Consider the following 17,504-nt stretch of genomic DNA (forward strand, 5'->3'; position numbering starts at 1 on the left):
AGGCTGTTAGTTGATGATAATGATTTTTGATTTATCGCCTTTGACGATATAAATTCCTTTTTTTAAGTTGTGTTGATTGAGGTCAGTACAAATATAGCGGCCTTGCAAATCATAGATAAGGTTGGCCTTCAGCTTACCCTCTGTGGCAGAGGGTAAGTGAATGGCTGTTGTCTTAAGCTTTGTTGTAAAGTGATAGCTACCAGAGCCAAGTCGATAGACCTGACATCCATCCTTAAATCCGAGATATTCTACCCCTTCGGCTTCAGTCGCAGCCTGATTGCTTTCCATGACGATAGTTTTTTCATCGGCTACGGGAAGATAGAGTGTGGCAGAGCTATTAGCGGGGATGGTGCAGTCGTAGGTGATGTCGTCTTGATCTGTGGTTTGCCAGCTGGAACGTATTTCACCATAATGGCTCAGATGATGGCCTGTGGCACGGGTAATGATTTCCTGTCCGGTGGGCAACGTGGTGCGGCGGTCGGGCTGAGGTTGCAGAATGATATGACGGAAACCAGGCTCTTTCGGGTCGTATTCAATGCCGAGCATATAGCGATACATCCATTCGCCAACAGCACCATAAGCATAGTGATTGAAAGAGTTCATGCCAGGATCACCGAACCCGCTCTCCACGGTATAGCTATTCCATCGTTCCCAAATGGTAGTGGCACCCTGATCGACACTGTAGAGCCACGAAGGACATTTACGCTGAAGTAGTAGATCGTAGGCATAGTCGTTGAGGCCGAAACGCGAAAGCGTGGTGTTGAGAATGGCAGTACCGGCGAAGCCAGTGTTGAGCTTATAGCCATTGATGCGGATATTGCGTGCCAGCTGGTTCTTGAACTGCTCAATCTCAGCATCGTCTTCCAGCAGGTTGTAGTCGAGTGCCATGAGATAGGCTGTCTGTGTGTTTTGACGTATAGAAGGCGTGATGTAACGACTACGGAACTCAGCCTTGATGTTCTGATAGAGTTCTTGATATGTCTGTGCTTTCTGTGCATAATCGTCGTTGTCGGTTTGACTGAGAGCCATAGACATTTGACTCATCAGTTGTGCAACTAGTCCATAATAGGCCACGGCAATGTAGCGTGTGTCAGTATTGACAAACGAAAGCCAGTCGCCCCAGGTCAGTCCACCACCATTATATTTATAGCCATCGAATACCTGCTTAGAGAGGTAGTTCATGTAGCGCGTCATTGACTCATAGTTCTCGCGGAGCACTTCCTTGTTGCCCGTCATCATATAAAGGTTGTAAGGAACCAGAATGCCAGCATCTGCCCATACGGTCTGTCCGAAGGGCGTGCCCCAACATTCGGGCGCAACACCTGGATAGGCACCTTCTCCGTTTTGACCATCGCGCATGTCTTGCATCCATTTGCGATAGAACGACTCCATATTGGCATTGAAAAGGCCTGTGCGAGAAAATACCTGTGTGTCGGCTGTCCATCCCAAGCGCTCGTCGCGTTGCGGACAGTCGGTGGGAATGCTAAGCAGATTGCCTCGTTGTCCCCAGGTGATATTCGAGAAGAGTTGGTTGACCAGCGCATTACTTGTTTCTACAGAGCCAGTGTCTTCTGTTGAAGAACTGATGGGCTGAGCCTCGATAGACAGGATTTCAACATCGTCACTGGGAGTAATCTCGCAATAACGGAATCCGAAGAATGTGGTAGAGGGATGATAGCTCTCGCCATCCGCATCACCGCGCAGGGTGTAGTAGAGTGACGCTTTTGCCGAACGCAGGTTAGCCAGATAGGGCGTACCTCCAGGTCCATCGTTGCCACGGCTGCGTTCACCGGTGTCATTAAGCATTTCGACGAAGCGCATCTTCAGTCGGTTGCCTGTCTGTCCTTTCACTTTGAAGTTGACCCATCCGACGATGTTTTGTCCAAAGTCGATGACCACCGACTGACCTTTCTTCAATGAAATAGTGCCATCACCCTCTTGTGTTGATACGACATTGGCCATGCCAAAGTCTGTGCCTGTTGACTTGTTGCCTTCGTGAATGGTAGCAGTGCGTATATGCTGGACAAGGTCGGGCAGTGTCAACACATATCCGCCGGTGAACGCGTTCACCTCACCATTGAACTCGTGGTTTTCTTCCACGCCGTTCCAGTCGCTATCGTCATAGTCGGCGGCAGTCCAAGACGAGGCAACTCTCGCATCATAGATTTCACCATCGTAAATATCGCCCAGCTTTAATGCACCCTTCTTGGACGAAAGCCAGCTGAGGTCGCTGACAATCACGTCTTGAGTGTTGTCGTCGTAAGTGATGAGAAGTTTAGCAAGAAAACCCTCGGTGGGAGAACCATAGGCACCATGCATCACAGCACCAGCCCACCAACCTGGAGTTACGATGGCTCCAATGGCATTCTTTCCTTCTTGCAGCAGAGAGGTGACATCGTGCGTGCTATAGAATACACGCTTACGATATTCGGTCCATCCTGGTTTCAACTCTTCGTAGATGGTGGTGCCATCGGGCTGAACATGTCCTGTACGCTGGCCGTTCACAAACAGGTCATATACGCCGAGACCTGACGTGAAGAGCGTGGCAGAAAGAACCTTCTTGTTGACGAAGAACGTCTTGCGGAACATCGGCATGCCGTCTGTGGTGGTCTGCATGACCTTCTTTTCGCCAGATGCTGATTTGACATGGCACATCTGGTTGTCCAAGAACTTCTCGACGTCAGCATCAAAGAAATGGTCGGACGACAGGGCCTCGAAGTCCTCGTTTATCAACACAGAAGGCGTGCCCTCGCTGTTGTATTGCGTCAGCACGATGTTGTCGAAATAGGCCTCCTCGCCGGTGTTGTTGTCAACGCGCATGCCGATATTGCCCATCACGGCGCTGCCGCTATTGTCGTTGAAGGTGTCCACGAGGATATCGTCGATATAGGTGCTGATGACACCATTCTTCACTTCTATCCTGTAGTGATGCAGATGGCCGGTAAGGTCGGCTTTTGAGAACTGGGTGAACTGAGCATCGTTCCAGGTCAGGTTACCATTGACATAGACATGGTGGCGAACAGAGGGATTGGCATTGTCGTTGACGTTGATTTGCCACATATGATAGGTGTTTCCTGAGGTAGCAGAAAAGACGACGGCTGCGGCAGCCTTAACGATATACATGTCGTAGTCGATACTGAAGTGTGTCGTTTCCTCGTTAGCATCCTTCTGCCAAACAAGCACGTGGTTGTTGGTAGAGCCCACGATACGCAGTTTTCCATCGGTTACGGTGCCACCTGAGAAGAGGCTGCCAGAAGAGAAATCTTCGGAAAAAAGTACGGTTTCATCGGACTTCTTGACTTTGATGTCGTCGTAAACTCCTATTTCGGGTAGTCCGTCGCGCTCACCATGATCCTCGCGCATACCAATCTTGCCAAATTTAAAGTTGCCGGTGCGTTCGTCAACCAGCACATCGTTGATGTATGTGCGTGCGAGCGAGGCATTGGTCACTTCGATGCGTAATGTAAACTCGTCAGTATTGTTCAGAGCTACTTTCCCTGTGAGATTGATGTCTGCAAGACAGGCTGGATTGCCATTGCTCCACACATGCGGGCGCAGACGAGGATAGTCGCCCTCGGTATTCAGCTGCCAGTAATAGAAGTTGCCGGCATCCTGCATGGCAAAGCATAGGCCTGCAGCTGTGTGCTCGATGGTTATCTTGCCCTCAATGGTGTAGTCGGTAATCACCTCGGGCGTCAGGCCAGAGGCATAATCACTATATTGAATCCATTTGGCGTTGCTCCATCCTGAACCCAGCAGGCCTGTGTCGAAACAAGCCTTTTCGGTGGAAGTGGCCTTGCCACCTTTGTTGTCACAGACCGTCACTTGCCAATGGTAGCGCGTAGCCGGTTGTAAAGGCAGGTCCTTGATAGTGACGTGGGCGGATTCACTGCTCTCCACCATTCCCGAATCGTAGATGGGTTGAGCGTCGTTTGCATCGTTAAAAATCATTAGTTGATAAGCAGTTTGCACCACATTTCGTTCGTCGGAATGCAGTTGCCATGAAAATTGAGGCGACAGTACATCAATGCCATTAGGATTGCGCAAAGATTGTACGCGCAGGTGGTCTACCGTAAGAGCATAAGATGAAATGCTACTGACAGTCATTACGAATAGACTTAAAATACTCGTTTTAAACATAAGAGGTTAATTTATAGTTTGATTAGGTATGTGAAACGTGTGGCAAAGGTACATCAAAATTCAAGTGAGATAAGGAAAAAAACTATTCAAAAAAGGATAATTTCTTTCAACGGGCTGAATAGGGCGGATTACTTACTTTGCTTTTTGAGAAGCTACCTTTGCTTTTTGAGATAAGTGGTTTTTTGACACCAGAAAAGTGCCACTTTCATTACGGCAAAGCGGCACTTTCATTACGGCAAAGCGGCACTTTAGTACGACTAAAGTTATACTTTGCCGTAACCAAAGCTATACTTCGCTATGACCAACGTGTTTATTTGGAATCGGAACTGTAGAATTTTGCCACCAGCGCACCGCTGATGTTGTGCCAAACACTGAACACGGCACCGGGGATGGTGGCAAGTGGGAAGGTGGCAAAATGAAGTACGGCCAGTGATGAGGCCAACCCGCTGTTTTGCATGCCTACCTCGATGCTGAGGGCCACACACTTTGACTTCTGGAGATGAAGCAGGCGCCCCAGAAGGTAGCCAATTGACAACCCCAACAGGTTGTGGAGCATGACGACGAGGACGACAACCATGCCGCCAACCAACAGACGATCGGCACTGTGAGACACAATGATGCCTACGACCAGTGCGATGACAATCGATGAGAAGGCGGGCAGATAGGGCGTGACAGCTTTAGTTATGCCAGGTAGGAAGCGCTGGCAGAGCAATCCGGCAATAATGGGCGCAATCACCACATATACGATGCTTTGCAGCATGCCCAGTGTGTCAACATCTACCATCGTACCTGCCATGAGCCAAACCAGAAAAGGTGTCAGCAGCGGAGCCAGTAGGGTAGAGGTGGCCGTCATACCGACAGACAGCGGAAGGTCGCCCTTGGCCAGATAGGTGATAACGTTAGAAGCGGTACCACCAGGACAGCAGCCCACCAGGATGACACCCAGCGCCAGCTCTTTGGGTAAGGCGAAAAGCCAGGATAGCATCCAAGCCAGCAACGGCATGACGGTGAACTGTGCCAGACAACCGATGAAGATATCCTTTGGACGACTCAGCACGATGCGGAAATCATGAGGTGAGAGCGTCAGTCCCATGCCAAACATGATGACGCCGAGCATGGGGTTGATGGTCCAGGTGTCTATCCAAATAAAAGAATTGGGAAACAACAAAGAAATACCTGCAACGAGCAAGACCATAAGTCCCATCCAACGGGCTATGAAATTACAAATACTTTTCATATAAATATAAGGTAAGGCAGAAAATAGGTGCTTTTAATATGCCTCTGACTATTAATTGAGTGCAAAGATAAGCATTTTTACAAGAAAGTGTTTCGATTGCGCAAAAAAAGTATTACCTTTGCACCCGAAAAGATTGAATAAGGTATTTTAAATAAGTATTATGAGAAAAGAATGGAGAGGTTTTAAAGGAACCAAGTGGACTTCAGAGGTCAATCTGCGAGATTTTATTCAGAACAACTACACGGCTTACGAAGGCGATGAGTCATTCCTGGTAGGTCCTACCGAGGCAACCGACCAGTTGTGGGGTCGTCTGCAGGAGCTCCAGAAGGAAGAGCGTGCCAAGGGTGGTGTGCTCGACATGGAGACTGAGATCGTGTCAAGCATGACTGCTTATGGTCCTGGATACATCGACGAGAGCAAGAAAGACCTGGAGAAGGTAGTAGGTCTGCAGACCGACAAACCCCTGAAGCGTGCATTCATGCCCTTCGGTGGTATCAAGATGGCAGAGCAGGCTTGCACAAACTATGGTTACAAGCCCTCAGAAAAGTTGCACGAGATCTTTACCAAGTATTGCAAAACCCACAACGACGGTGTGTTCGACGCATATACCGAGGAGATGAAGCATGTACGTCACAACCACATCCTGACTGGTCTGCCCGATACTTATGGCCGTGGCCGTATCGTAGGTGACTATCGTCGTGTGGCTCTTTATGGTATCGACTTCATCATTGCCGAGAAGGAAGCTGACAAGCGTAACTGTGGTGCTGGCGTGATGAGCGATGATATCATCCGTCAGCGCGAGGAGATCTCTATGCAGATCAAGGCTCTGAAGGAGATGAAGGCCATGGCTCAGATCTATGGTTTCGATATCTCTCAGCCTGCTAACAACGCACGCGAGGCTGTGCAGTGGCTGTACTTCGGCTACCTGGCTGCCATCAAGACTCAGAATGGTGCTGCCATGTCTGTAGGTCGTGTGTCAACATTCCTCGATATCTATATCCAGCGTGACCTCGAAGAGGGTACACTGAATGAGAGCGAAGCACAGGAGCTGATCGACCACCTGGTAATGAAGTTCCGTATGGTGAAGTTCGCTCGTATTCCTTCATACAATGAGCTCTTCTCTGGCGACCCCGTATGGGCAACACTGGAAGTAGGTGGTATGGGCATGGACGGTCGTCACATGGTGACCAAGAACGACTACCGTTTCCTCCACACACTGGAAAACATGGGTCCTTCACCCGAGCCTAACCTCACCGTGCTGTACTCTCCCCGTCTGACAGCCAACTTCAAGAAGTATGCTGCCATGATTTCGGTGAAGACCAGCTCTATCCAGTACGAGAACGACGAGGTAATGCGTCCTGTATGGGGCGACGACTATAGCATCTGCTGCTGCGTAAGTGCTACACAGACCGGTAAGGAGATGCAGTTCTTCGGTGCACGTGCTAACCTGGCTAAGTGCTTCCTCTATGCTTGTAACGGTGGTGTGGATGCTAAGACCCGCGAGCAGGTAGCTCCTGGTTTCCGTCCTATCAAGGATGAGTATCTGACATGGGAGGAACTGGAACCCCGCTTCGATCAGGCTATGGACTGGTTGGCTGGTGTTTATGTAAACACCCTGAACCTCATCCACTACATGCACGATAAGTACTTCTATGAGGCTGCCGAGATGGCTCTGATCGATACCAACGTACGTCGTACCTTCGCTACCGGTATCGCTGGTTTCTCTCACGTGGTTGACTCAATCTCTGCTGTGAAGTATGCTAAGGTGAAGATGATCCGCGACGAAGAGGGCTTCAACGTTGACTATGTAGCTGAGGGCGACTTCCCCCGCTATGGTAACGATGACGACCGCGCTGACGAGATTGCAGTATGGTTGCTGAAGACCTTCGTTAAGAAGATCCGCAAGCACGCTACCTATCGTAACGCTACTCCTACATGTTCTATCCTGACCATCACTTCTAACGTGGTTTACGGTAAGTACACCGGCAACCTGCCCGATGGTCGTCGTGCTGGTACTCCTCTGTCACCTGGTGCTAACCCCAGCTACGGTGCTGAGAAGAACGGTCTGCTGGCTTCGCTGAACTCTGTAGCTAAGCTGCCTTACGAGTATGCACTCGATGGTATCTCTAACACACAGACCATCAGCCCCAACACACTGGGTCACAACGACGAGGAGCGCGCTAACACACTGGTTGGCGTTATGGACGGCTACTTCAGCCGTGGTGCTCACCACCTGAACGTGAACGTATTCGGTGTTGACAAGCTGCGCGATGCTATGGAGCATCCCGAGAAGCCCGAGTACGCTAACTTCACCATCCGTGTATCTGGTTACGCTGTGAAGTTCATCGACCTGACTCGTGAGCAGCAGGAGGATGTAATCGCACGTCAGTCGCACGAGAGCCTCTAAGTCTGGCTGTCGAGTATAACCGAATAACTAGTATGACTAGCAAAGGCTATATACATTCCACCGAATCCTTCGGCTCCGTTGATGGGCCGGGGATTCGGTTTCTGATTTTCTTGCAGGGTTGCCACATGCGCTGCCGCTACTGTCATAACCCAGACACATGGAAAATGGGTGATGGCGAGAAGGCAGGCACAGAGGTTACCGTCGATGAGCTCCTCAAAAAAGCCGAGCGTTATCGCAGCTACTGGGGCGAAGAAGGCGGCATCACGGTGAGTGGCGGCGAGGCCCTGTTGCAGATTGACTTCCTGATAGATCTCTTTGAGGAGGCTAAGCGTCGAGGTATCAATACATGTCTGGACACTTCTGCCCAACCGTTTAACCGCAACACAGATTTCTTCTCGAAGTTTGAACGACTGATGCAAAGCACCGATCTGGTGCTCCTGGACATTAAACACATAGACTCGGAGCGCCATCAGTGGCTGACAGGTCATCCCAATGAGCGCATCATAGACTGTGCCCGCTATATGGACGAAATAGGACAACCTATATGGATTCGTCATGTGCTGGTGCCTGGTATTACCGACGACGAAGAACAGTTGACTAGGCTGCGCGCATTTATCGACACACTGCACAATGTGAAAAAGGTAGAGGTGCTGCCTTATCACACGTTAGGCACTTTCAAATGGGAACAGCTTGGCGTAGAATATACGCTGAAGGATGTACCAACACCTACTTCAGAACAAATTAAAATGGCAGAGCGGATACTGGTGAAGTAGCCGCTTTTTCCTATTATTATATAATAAAAGGAGAACCCTTACGTTATAATAAACGTGTTTAGGCGAATTCTGTTGATATTGGCCCTCAGTGTTGTGACGGTGCTTGAAGTCAGTGCACAATACGATCCTTCGTTCAGTCATTACTGGACGATGGAGACCTCGTTCAACCCTGCTTCCGCGGGAAAACAGGAGAAAATCAACTTTGTGGGAGCCTACAACATGACGCTGACCGGTTTTGAGCATAGTCCTAAGACCATGTATGTCTCTGCCGACATGCCTTTCTTTATGCTTGGCGGGTATCATGGCGTCGGTGCACGCATCATCAATGATGCTATCGGTCTCTTTTCGCATAAGACATTCGCTTTGCAATATGCCAACAAGCAAAAACTGTTTGGTGGAACGCTGAGCATCGGCTTGCAGGCAGCAATGCTGAGCGAAACGTTTAATGGTTCGAAACTGGATCTGGAGAAAGGTAGCGACCCTGCTTTCTCTACGTCGGAAATAACCGGTTCTGCCTTTGATCTGGGTGCAGGACTCTACTATCAGCAACGTCACTGGTATGTTGGCGCTTCGGTGCAACATGCACTGGCTCCTACCGTAGAATTGGGCGAAACTAACGAAATTGCAGTGTCGCAGACGTATTATTTTACCGGAGGATGCAATATTCAACTGAGAAATCCGTTCTTATCAATACAGCCCTCTGTTTTAGGACGCTTCGACGGTGTGGGCTATAGGGCCGATGTGACGAGCCGACTAACCTATAAGCATGAAAACAGAGTCATGTATGCCGGCTTAGGCTACAGTCCTAGCAATTCGGTGACAGTGTTCTTGGGGGGCGACTTCCATGGTGTTCGACTGGGCTACGCCTACGAGATATATACCAATGGCGTCAGTCTAGGAAATGGTTCCCACGAGCTGTTTGTCGGTTATCAGACCGACATTGACCTGTTTAAGAAGGGTCGCAACCGTCATCAGTCAGTAAGACTGCTTTGACCATCAAAAGAATAAAACGAAGCTTAAGAATATGAAGAAGAATGTAATGATAGTACTAAGCGCCATGATGGTGTTGCTGCTTGCCAGTTGTTTTGGCGGCAAGGAGACAACATCTACTGGCGGTGAGCTGACTGGAGCATCAGGACGCGCGTTCTCTGAACCTGCTCCTTATGGCATGGTTCTTATCAAGCGTGGTCATCTGCGTATGGGCATGGAATCTGTTGACTCGCTCTGGGGCAAACAGACACCTGTGAGAGATATCTCAGTGGAGGGATTCTGGATGGATGATACCGAAATCACCAACTCTGAATATCGCCAGTTTGTGAACTATGTCCGCGACTCTATCATCCGTCAGCGCCTGGCAGATCCAAACTATGGTGGCGACGAGAGCTACATGATTGTGGAAGATAAGAATGGTGACCCCATCAAACCTCATCTCAACTGGAAGAAGAACCTGCCTCGTAAACCCAATGACGAGGAGCTGCGCGCCATGGAGAGCGTCTATGTGACCAATCCCGTGACGGGCGAGAAGATGCTCGACGCCAGTCAGATGAACTTTCGTTACGAGGTATATGACTATACAGAGGCTGCACTGCGACGCAACCGTCTGAACCCCGAAGAGCGTAATCTGAATACGGATGTTCAGGCCAACCCCAACGAAGAGGTATGGATCTCTAAGGACACGGCTTATATCAATGACGAAGGACGTATCGTACGCGAGACCATCAACCGTCCTCTTTCTGGTCCTTGGGATTTCTTGAACACATACATTGTCAATATATACCCTGATACGACATGCTGGGTGAACGATTTCCCCAATGCCGATAACGAGGTGTATATGCGCAACTACTTCTCGGCTCCTGCCTATAATGACTATCCCGTGGTCGGCGTGACATGGGAACAGGCCAATGCCTTCTGTGCATGGCGTACGGAATATCTGCTGAAAGGACTTGGTGCTGCAGCTCGCTATGTGCAGCGCTATCGTCTGCCGACAGAGGCTGAGTGGGAGTATGCTGCTCGTGGTAAAGACCAAAACGAGTTCCCCTGGCAGAACGAGGATGTGACAAGCGGAAAAGGATGCTTCTTTGCTAATTTCAAACCCGACAATGGTAACTATACCAAGGATGGCAACCTGATAACCAGTCGTGCCGGTATCTACTCAGCCAATTCTAATGGGTTGTTTGATATGGCCGGTAATGTGGCTGAGTGGACATCCACTATTTATACCGAGGCTGGCGTAGATGCCATGAATGACATTAACCCTCAGTTGAAGTATAATGCTGCCAAGGAAGACCCCTATCGCTTAAAGAAGAAGAGCGTACGCGGTGGTTCGTGGAAAGATCCCGAGAGCTATATCCGTTCAGCGTGGCGCTCATCGGAGTATCAGAACCAGCCTCGTTCATACATAGGCTTCCGTTGTGTGCGCAGTTTGGCAAACACCACAAGTGATAAGGCTCGTCCTGCAAAGGCAAGCGCTAAGAAAACAAGGAAATAACTAAAAAACTTGAAGCAGAATGACTATTTACAGTAAATTCAATATCGTCTATCGCTTGCAGAAGTGGATAGATAGTGTTCCAGGACAGACATTCCTGAACTATGCTTATAGCTGGGGTGCCTCTATCGTGATCCTGGGTACGCTTTTTAAACTGACCCACTTGCCTGGTGCCAACTTCTTCCTGTTCCTGGGTATGGGCACCGAGGTGTTCGTGTTCTTTATTTCGGCTTTTGACCGTCCTTTTGATAAGACTGCCGATGGCATGGAGTTGCCTACGCATGTGGGAATGGTTGCTGGTGGTCAGGTACCGGAAGGCAATATTGAAGACCTTGACATCCCCGAGACTCAGGGCAATCAGCCCGCTGCTGCTATTGGTGGCGGTGTAGCTGGTGGCGGTACCATCATCATCGGTGGTGGTGTGGTCGGCGGCGTTGCCGGTGGTCAGCCAGCTGCAGTTGGTTCGGGTGCTGCTGAGGCTGTCAATACAGAAGCGATCGCAGCTGTTTCTTCGTCGGTAGGTACCATGGCTGGCGGTACAGTAGTATCTCCTGCACCTGCTGTCAACCCCGAACTGGAGGAGGCTACTTCAAATTATGTGGATGAACTGAAACGACTCACCGAGATGTTGCAGAAGGTATCCGTGCAGAGCGAGCGCCTGACGCGCGACAGTGAGGAAATGGAGAACCTCAACCGCACGCTCACCGGCATCTGCAAGGTTTACGAGATGCAGTTGAAGGGTGCAAGTCAGCAAATCGGTACTATCGATGAAATCAATGAGCAGACCCGCAAGATGGCCGATCAGATTGTAGAGCTCAATAAGATCTATGCTCGTATGATTGAGGCAATGACGGTGAATATGCCTAAGAATCCTCTAAGTTAAGTGGCTTTTATATTATGGCTATAAAGAAAAGACCAGTATCTCCACGCCAAAAGATGATTAACCTGATGTATGTCGTCTTGATGGCTATGCTTGCTCTGAACGTCTCAAACGAGGTGCTCAACGGCTTCTCTATCGTGGAGGAAAGCCTGAATCGTACAACGGCTAATGCGTCAAAGGAGAGTGCTGCAATATATGAGGATTTCGAACAGCAGATGGCTTCTAATCCTCAAAAGACCAAGGTGTGGTATGACAAAGCTCAGATGGTGAAGCATATGTGCGATTCGCTCTATAACTTTGCTGCCGAACTGAAGCTTGCCATTGTGAAGGAAGCTGATGGTGAAGATGGAGATCCTGCTAACATCAAGAACAAGGAAGACCTTGAAGCTGCCAACCAGGTGATGCTGGCTCCGGGACGCGGTCGTGGCGAAGAGCTGCGTCAGGCCATCAACTCATTCCGTGAACGGATGTTGAAGATGGTGCCCGATCCTGCACAGCAGAAAATCATTGCAAGCAATCTGACTACCGAGGTGCCTCACACTGGATTGGGTAAGAACTGGCAGGAGTATATGTTTGAGTCTATGCCTACATCGGCTGCAGTCACTTTGTTGTCTAAGCTGCAGAGTGATGTTCGCTATGCAGAGACGGAAGTGCTGCATACGCTGATTCAAAATGTCGATGTGAAGGATATCCGTGTGAATGCACTTGATGCTTTTGTGATTCCTAACTCGCAGACCATCGTTCGCGGTGACAAGTTCTCTGCCCATATCGTAATGGCTGCCGTGGATACCACGCAGGTGCCCGATATCTATATCAATAATCAGAAGATGAACCTGAAAGATGGTCTCTACGAGACTGTCTGCGGTAAGACGGGCGATTTTACTCTGAAAGGTTTTATAGAAACGGTGAATGGTAATGGTGATAGGTTGCGTCGCGACTTTGAACAGAAGTACACCGTGGTGGATCCCAGCGCAACGGTATCTGCTGATTTGATGAATATGCTCTATGCCGGATATAATAACCCCATCAGCATCTCTGTGCCCGGTGTCCCCCAGAATAAGATTACGGCCACGATGACTAATGGCTCGCTGACCTCGGCAGGTCCTGGCAAGTATATTGCTCGTCCGTCGAAAATTGGTGAGAATGCGATTATCACTGTCACTTCTACGAATACAGGTCGCCCTCAGCAGATGGGACAGTTTGCTTTCCGTGTGCGCCGTTTGCCCGATCCTACACCTTATATAGATATAAAGGATGAGAAAGGTAATCCCGTTCGTTTCAAGGGTGGTGGCATGTCAAAGGCCAGTCTGATGTCGCTCGATGGCATCGGTGCTGCTATCGATGATGGTATCCTGGATATTGGCTTCCGCGTTATCTCGTTTGAGACGGTGTTCTATGATAACATGGGTAATGCCGTACCTTGGGTGGGCGAAGGCAGTAAGTTCTCTGCACGCCAGAAAGAAACCTTCCGCAAGTTGACGCGCAATCGCCGCTTCTATATCTCACGTGTAAAGGCTATTGGCCCTGATGGTATAGAGCGTACGTTGCCTACGTCGATGGAGATTATTGTAAAGTAGTGAAGATATAAGAGTTAAGAAAGATATGAAGAGACTATTATTCTTATTGATGATAACGCTGGTGGCTGGTGGCGCAATGGCGCAACCTAAGCAGCGTCGTAATCAGCAGACTGCTGAGAAAAAACAGCAGCAGTCAAATTCTCAGGGAATGACACAGCGCATGCGCATTCAGTATCCCACGGCACTCGATATGCCCGAGGATGTGGTGTGGCGTCGTGATATCTACCGCGAGATAGACCTCAGTCATGAAGCTAATGCGGGCCTTTATGATCCTGTGGAGCCTGTTGGCAAACAGATGAATCTGTTCACTTATATCTTCAAATTGGCTCTTCAGGGCTATATCCCTGTGTACGAATACCGTCTGGATGGCAACGAGGTACTGGAGGCCAGTGCCAAGATTGACATGAAGACCGTGCTCGACAACTATCATATCTTCTATGAGGAGAAAGACGGTAAACTAAAGGTGGATAACAGTGATATTCCTTCTTCTGAGGTGAAGATGTACTATCTGAAGGAGAGTGCCTATTATAACCAGGCTAATTCCACTTTCCATATCAAACCGTTGGCATTGTGCCCTGTGATGTTGCGCGAAGATGACTTCGGTGGTGAGGCTGCTAAATACCCCTTGTTCTGGGTGAAATATAGTGAGGTGGAACCTTATCTCAGTCGTCAAACCGTGAAGACCAGTGATATCAACGATGCCGCAGTGATGAACATGGACGACTATTTCACACTGAATAAGTATCAGGGTAAGATCTATAAGACGGCGAATCGTCTGGGTAAGACCTTGGCGCAGATAGCAGGAAACGATACCACCAAGTTGTCTTCTGAGCAGAAACGCATTGAGAAAGAACTGGAGAATTTCCGCAATGGCATCTTTGGTGAAAGAGAGAAACCTGCAGAGCCCGATAGCGTAGCCGCTAATACGGCAAAGGATAAAAAGACGGCTACACGTAGGACGCGCACTACAACAAAGAAAGAAAAAGTGACGAAGACCAAAACGAAGAGTTCTTCGGGCGGAGGTTCCTCGGCAGCACGTGTCTCCGTGCGCAGACAGCGACATTAATATCTAGATATGATGATACAAGGGAGGTTCATACAAAGATTATATCTGACGGCGATGGCATTGTTTCTGACGATGTCATCGTTCGCGCAAGATATACAGATAGGCGCCAAGGGCGGATTTGACCTGACGTCTATGGAGTTTTCAAGTGGTGATCTTGACAAGAGCAACCGTGCCGGTTTCTTCATTGGTCCCAGCATGCGTATAGATACACCTGTGATGGGACTCTCTGTCGATGTGTCGGCACTCTATGATCAGCGTAACATCAAGGTGGGCACACGCACGCTCACACAGGAAAGTCTGGTGGTTCCGGCCAATGCTCGTTTCGGGGTGTCTATCGGCGATCTGCTGGGCATCTTTGTCAGTGCTGGTCCTCAGTTGAGCTATAATCTGGGTAAGTCTTCTTTCCAATGGGAAGACATCGATCACTATCGTAAGCACTTCACCTTCCAAGAGACCACCCTTAGCATCAACCTTGGTGCGGGTGCCAAGATTGGTGGCAACCTTGAAGCTGGCATCTATTATAACGTGCCCCTAGGCAAGACTGCCGATTTTACCTGGGATACGCTGGCTTCAGAACTTCAGGATTTAGATATGCACACCGCCAAGTCTAAGACCAACGCTTGGCGTATTTCCGTTTCTTATTATTTCTAACGCTTGACCTACGCAGACGTCATATTGCCCGTGCCGTTAGACGGCCTTTTTACCTATGCTGTTCCTCAGTCGATGGAATGCACAGTGGCAACAGGCATGCGTGTGTTGGTACCCTTTGGTAAAAGCAAGACCTATATTGCTATCATTGCTCGTCTTCATCAGCAGAAGCCAGAAGGCTATGCCGTGAAGGATATTCTTCAGCAGATAGACTCTTCCCCCATTCTGTTGCCACAGCAGCTCAGGCTATGGCAATGGATCTCCGATTATTATATGTCGCCCATTGGCGAGGTCTATAAGGCTGCTCTTCCTGCCGGACTGAAGGCAGAAGATGGCTATCGTCCTCGTACAGAGACTTATATCCGTCTGACCGCCAACTACCGTCAGGAGGCTTCTCTGCATGTGGCGCTCAATATTTTGAAGCGCGCTCCCAAACAGTTGGAAGCCTTTATTGGTTATCTCTCACTGTCGCGATGGGACACCATCGATGGCGATACCTGTCGCGAGAGCGTGATAGAAATCACTCGCGAGGAACTGATGAACTCCACCGGCGCAACACTTCCCACGCTCAATCAGTTGATAAAGCGTGGTTTTCTTGAGACCTACGAGGTGGAGGTGGGACGCCTGAATCACGGCGGTGAGCCACATCCCGAACTCATCAAGGCGTTGAACCCAGCTCAGCAGGATGCCTACAATCAGATTCTGATGTCGTTCATGAAGAAGAACGTCACTCTGTTGCATGGTGTCACCTCTAGCGGCAAGACGGAGATTTTCATTCATCTTATTCAGCGCGAGATAGAGCAACACCGCCAAGTGCTCTACCTCTTGCCCGAGATTGCACTCACCGTCCAGATGATGCAGCGCTTGCAGCGCGTCTTTGGACATCGTTTAGGTATCTATCACTCTAAGTATAGTGATGCCGAACGTGTGGAGATATGGCAGAAACAACTCTCTGATAATCCTTACGATATCATTCTTGGTGCTCGTTCTGCGGTGTTCCTGCCTTTTAAGAACTTGGGGCTGGTCATCGTTGACGAGGAACATGAAACCAGTTATAAACAGCAAGACCCCATGCCGCGCTATCATGCTCGCAGTGCTGCTATCATGTTGGCGCAGAAGGGCGCGCGTGTGCTTCTTGGCACTGCCACCCCATGTGTGGAGTCCTATCATAATGCGAAGACCGGAAAGTACGGACTTGTTGAACTGAAAGAGCGCTACCAGGGCATCGAACTGCCCGAGATTCAGGTTGTGGATACTCAAGACCTGCAGCATCGTAAGATGATGAATGGTCCGTTTTCACCTCTTTTATTAGCACGCGTACGCGAGGCTTTGGATCGTGGCGAACAAGCTATTCTGTTTCAGAACCGTCGAGGATGGGCTCCGATGGTAGAATGTAAGCAGTGTGGTTGGGTGCCTCGTTGCGAACATTGTGACGTCAGCCTGACATTGCACCGCAGTATGAACCAACTGACGTGTCATTACTGTGGTTTCACCTATCGTATCCCCACCGAGTGTCCGGCCTGCGGTTGTAAGGACCTGCAGGGCCGTGGCTATGGCACCGAGAAGATAGAAGACCAGATACGCGATATCTTCCCCGATGCACGTATCTCGCGTATGGACCTCGACACCACGCGCACCCGCAATGCCTACGAGCGTATTATCAGCGATTTCTCTGCCGGACGTACCAATCTGCTCATTGGCACTCAGATGATCAGTAAGGGTCTTGACTTCGATAAGGTCAGTGTGGTTGGTATCCTTAATGCCGATACCATGCTCAACTATCCCGACTTCCGTGCCTATGAGCACGCCTTCATGATGATGGCACAGGTGAGTGGTCGTGCCGGTCGTAAGGGAAAGCGTGGCTTGGTGATTCTCCAGACGAAGAATCCTCAGTTGCCTGTCATTCAGCAGGTGGTTCGCAATGACTACCAGGCGCTCTATCAAGACATGGTGGCCGAGCGTCAGCTGTTCCATTATCCTCCTTATTATCGCCTGATTTACGTGTATCTGAAACACAAGAACGATGATGTGGTCAATACTGCCAGTCTCGAATTCGGTGCTCGCCTGCGTCAGTGGTTTGGCGGTCGTGTGCTTGGTCCCGACAAACCAGCCGTGGCAAAAGTAAAGACCTTGTGCATCCGTAAGATGGTTCTCAAACTTGAGAACGGCATCGATATGCCCAAGGTCCGTCAATATTTAACGCTTGCCCAACAGCAGTTGCTGCAAGACAAGCGTTATAGTTCACTTCAGATCTATTATGATGTAGATCCTCTGTAGGAGGTCTCTTTATT

General features: G+C 49.5%; 11 protein-coding genes. 9 read left to right on the forward strand and 2 right to left on the reverse strand.

Annotated features, from left to right (window positions below; translation table 11 throughout):
- Window positions 1–6: 6 nt before the first annotated feature.
- Together T496_RS13025 and T496_RS0100070 are read right to left on the reverse strand one after the other, a co-directional pair.
- Window positions 7–4,140, reverse strand: coding sequence for an alpha-L-rhamnosidase (locus T496_RS13025; protein ID WP_081783474.1), 4,134 nt, complete (start codon window positions 4,138–4,140; stop codon window positions 7–9).
- Window positions 4,141–4,450: 310 nt separating this feature from the next.
- Complete coding sequence (locus tag T496_RS0100070) at window positions 4,451–5,377, reverse strand: bile acid:sodium symporter family protein (protein ID WP_027448928.1); 927 nt, start codon at window positions 5,375–5,377, stop codon at window positions 4,451–4,453.
- A 160-nt stretch (window positions 5,378–5,537) separates the two neighbouring features.
- Here T496_RS0100070 and pflB point away from each other — a divergent pair, with 160 nt between their 5' ends.
- The 9 genes from pflB to priA are packed head-to-tail and all read left to right on the forward strand — an operon-like array spanning window position 5,538 to window position 17,490.
- Entirely contained in the window at window positions 5,538–7,784 is a 2,247-nt protein-coding gene (gene pflB / locus T496_RS0100075; RefSeq protein WP_027448929.1) for a formate C-acetyltransferase, read from the forward strand.
- 32 nt (window positions 7,785–7,816) lie between these two features.
- Entirely contained in the window at window positions 7,817–8,557 is a 741-nt protein-coding gene (gene pflA / locus T496_RS0100080; protein ID WP_027448930.1) for a pyruvate formate-lyase-activating protein, read from the forward strand.
- Between the two features lie 54 nt (window positions 8,558–8,611).
- Window positions 8,612–9,550 carry a PorP/SprF family type IX secretion system membrane protein gene (locus tag T496_RS0100085; RefSeq protein ID WP_027448931.1) on the forward strand — a complete coding sequence of 313 codons (939 nt, stop codon included), beginning with the start codon at window positions 8,612–8,614 and terminating at the stop codon, window positions 9,548–9,550.
- A gap of 31 nt (window positions 9,551–9,581) precedes the next feature.
- On the forward strand, window positions 9,582–11,045 hold the full coding sequence (porK, locus tag T496_RS0100090) for a T9SS ring complex lipoprotein PorK/GldK (RefSeq protein ID WP_027448932.1): 1,464 nt from the start codon (window positions 9,582–9,584) through the stop codon (window positions 11,043–11,045).
- 19 nt (window positions 11,046–11,064) lie between these two features.
- Complete coding sequence (porL, locus tag T496_RS0100095; protein WP_027448933.1) at window positions 11,065–11,925, forward strand: type IX secretion system motor protein PorL/GldL; 861 nt, start codon at window positions 11,065–11,067, stop codon at window positions 11,923–11,925.
- Window positions 11,926–11,939: 14 nt separating this feature from the next.
- Complete coding sequence (porM, locus tag T496_RS0100100; RefSeq protein WP_027448934.1) at window positions 11,940–13,499, forward strand: type IX secretion system motor protein PorM/GldM; 1,560 nt, start codon at window positions 11,940–11,942, stop codon at window positions 13,497–13,499.
- Between the two features lie 25 nt (window positions 13,500–13,524).
- Window positions 13,525–14,565, forward strand: coding sequence for a type IX secretion system ring subunit PorN/GldN (porN, locus tag T496_RS0100105; protein ID WP_027448935.1), 1,041 nt, complete (start codon window positions 13,525–13,527; stop codon window positions 14,563–14,565).
- A gap of 54 nt (window positions 14,566–14,619) precedes the next feature.
- Window positions 14,620–15,216, forward strand: coding sequence for a porin family protein (locus T496_RS0100110; protein ID WP_162164183.1), 597 nt, complete (start codon window positions 14,620–14,622; stop codon window positions 15,214–15,216).
- A 3-nt stretch (window positions 15,217–15,219) separates the two neighbouring features.
- Window positions 15,220–17,490 (forward strand): replication restart helicase PriA, encoded by a 2,271-nt coding sequence (gene priA / locus T496_RS0100115; protein WP_027448937.1) that lies wholly within the window; start codon window positions 15,220–15,222, stop codon window positions 17,488–17,490.
- Window positions 17,491–17,504 lie beyond the last annotated feature (14 nt).

The organism is Xylanibacter brevis P6B11, assembly GCF_000621825.1.
GTDB classification, from domain to species: Bacteria; Bacteroidota; Bacteroidia; order Bacteroidales; family Bacteroidaceae; genus Prevotella; species Prevotella brevis.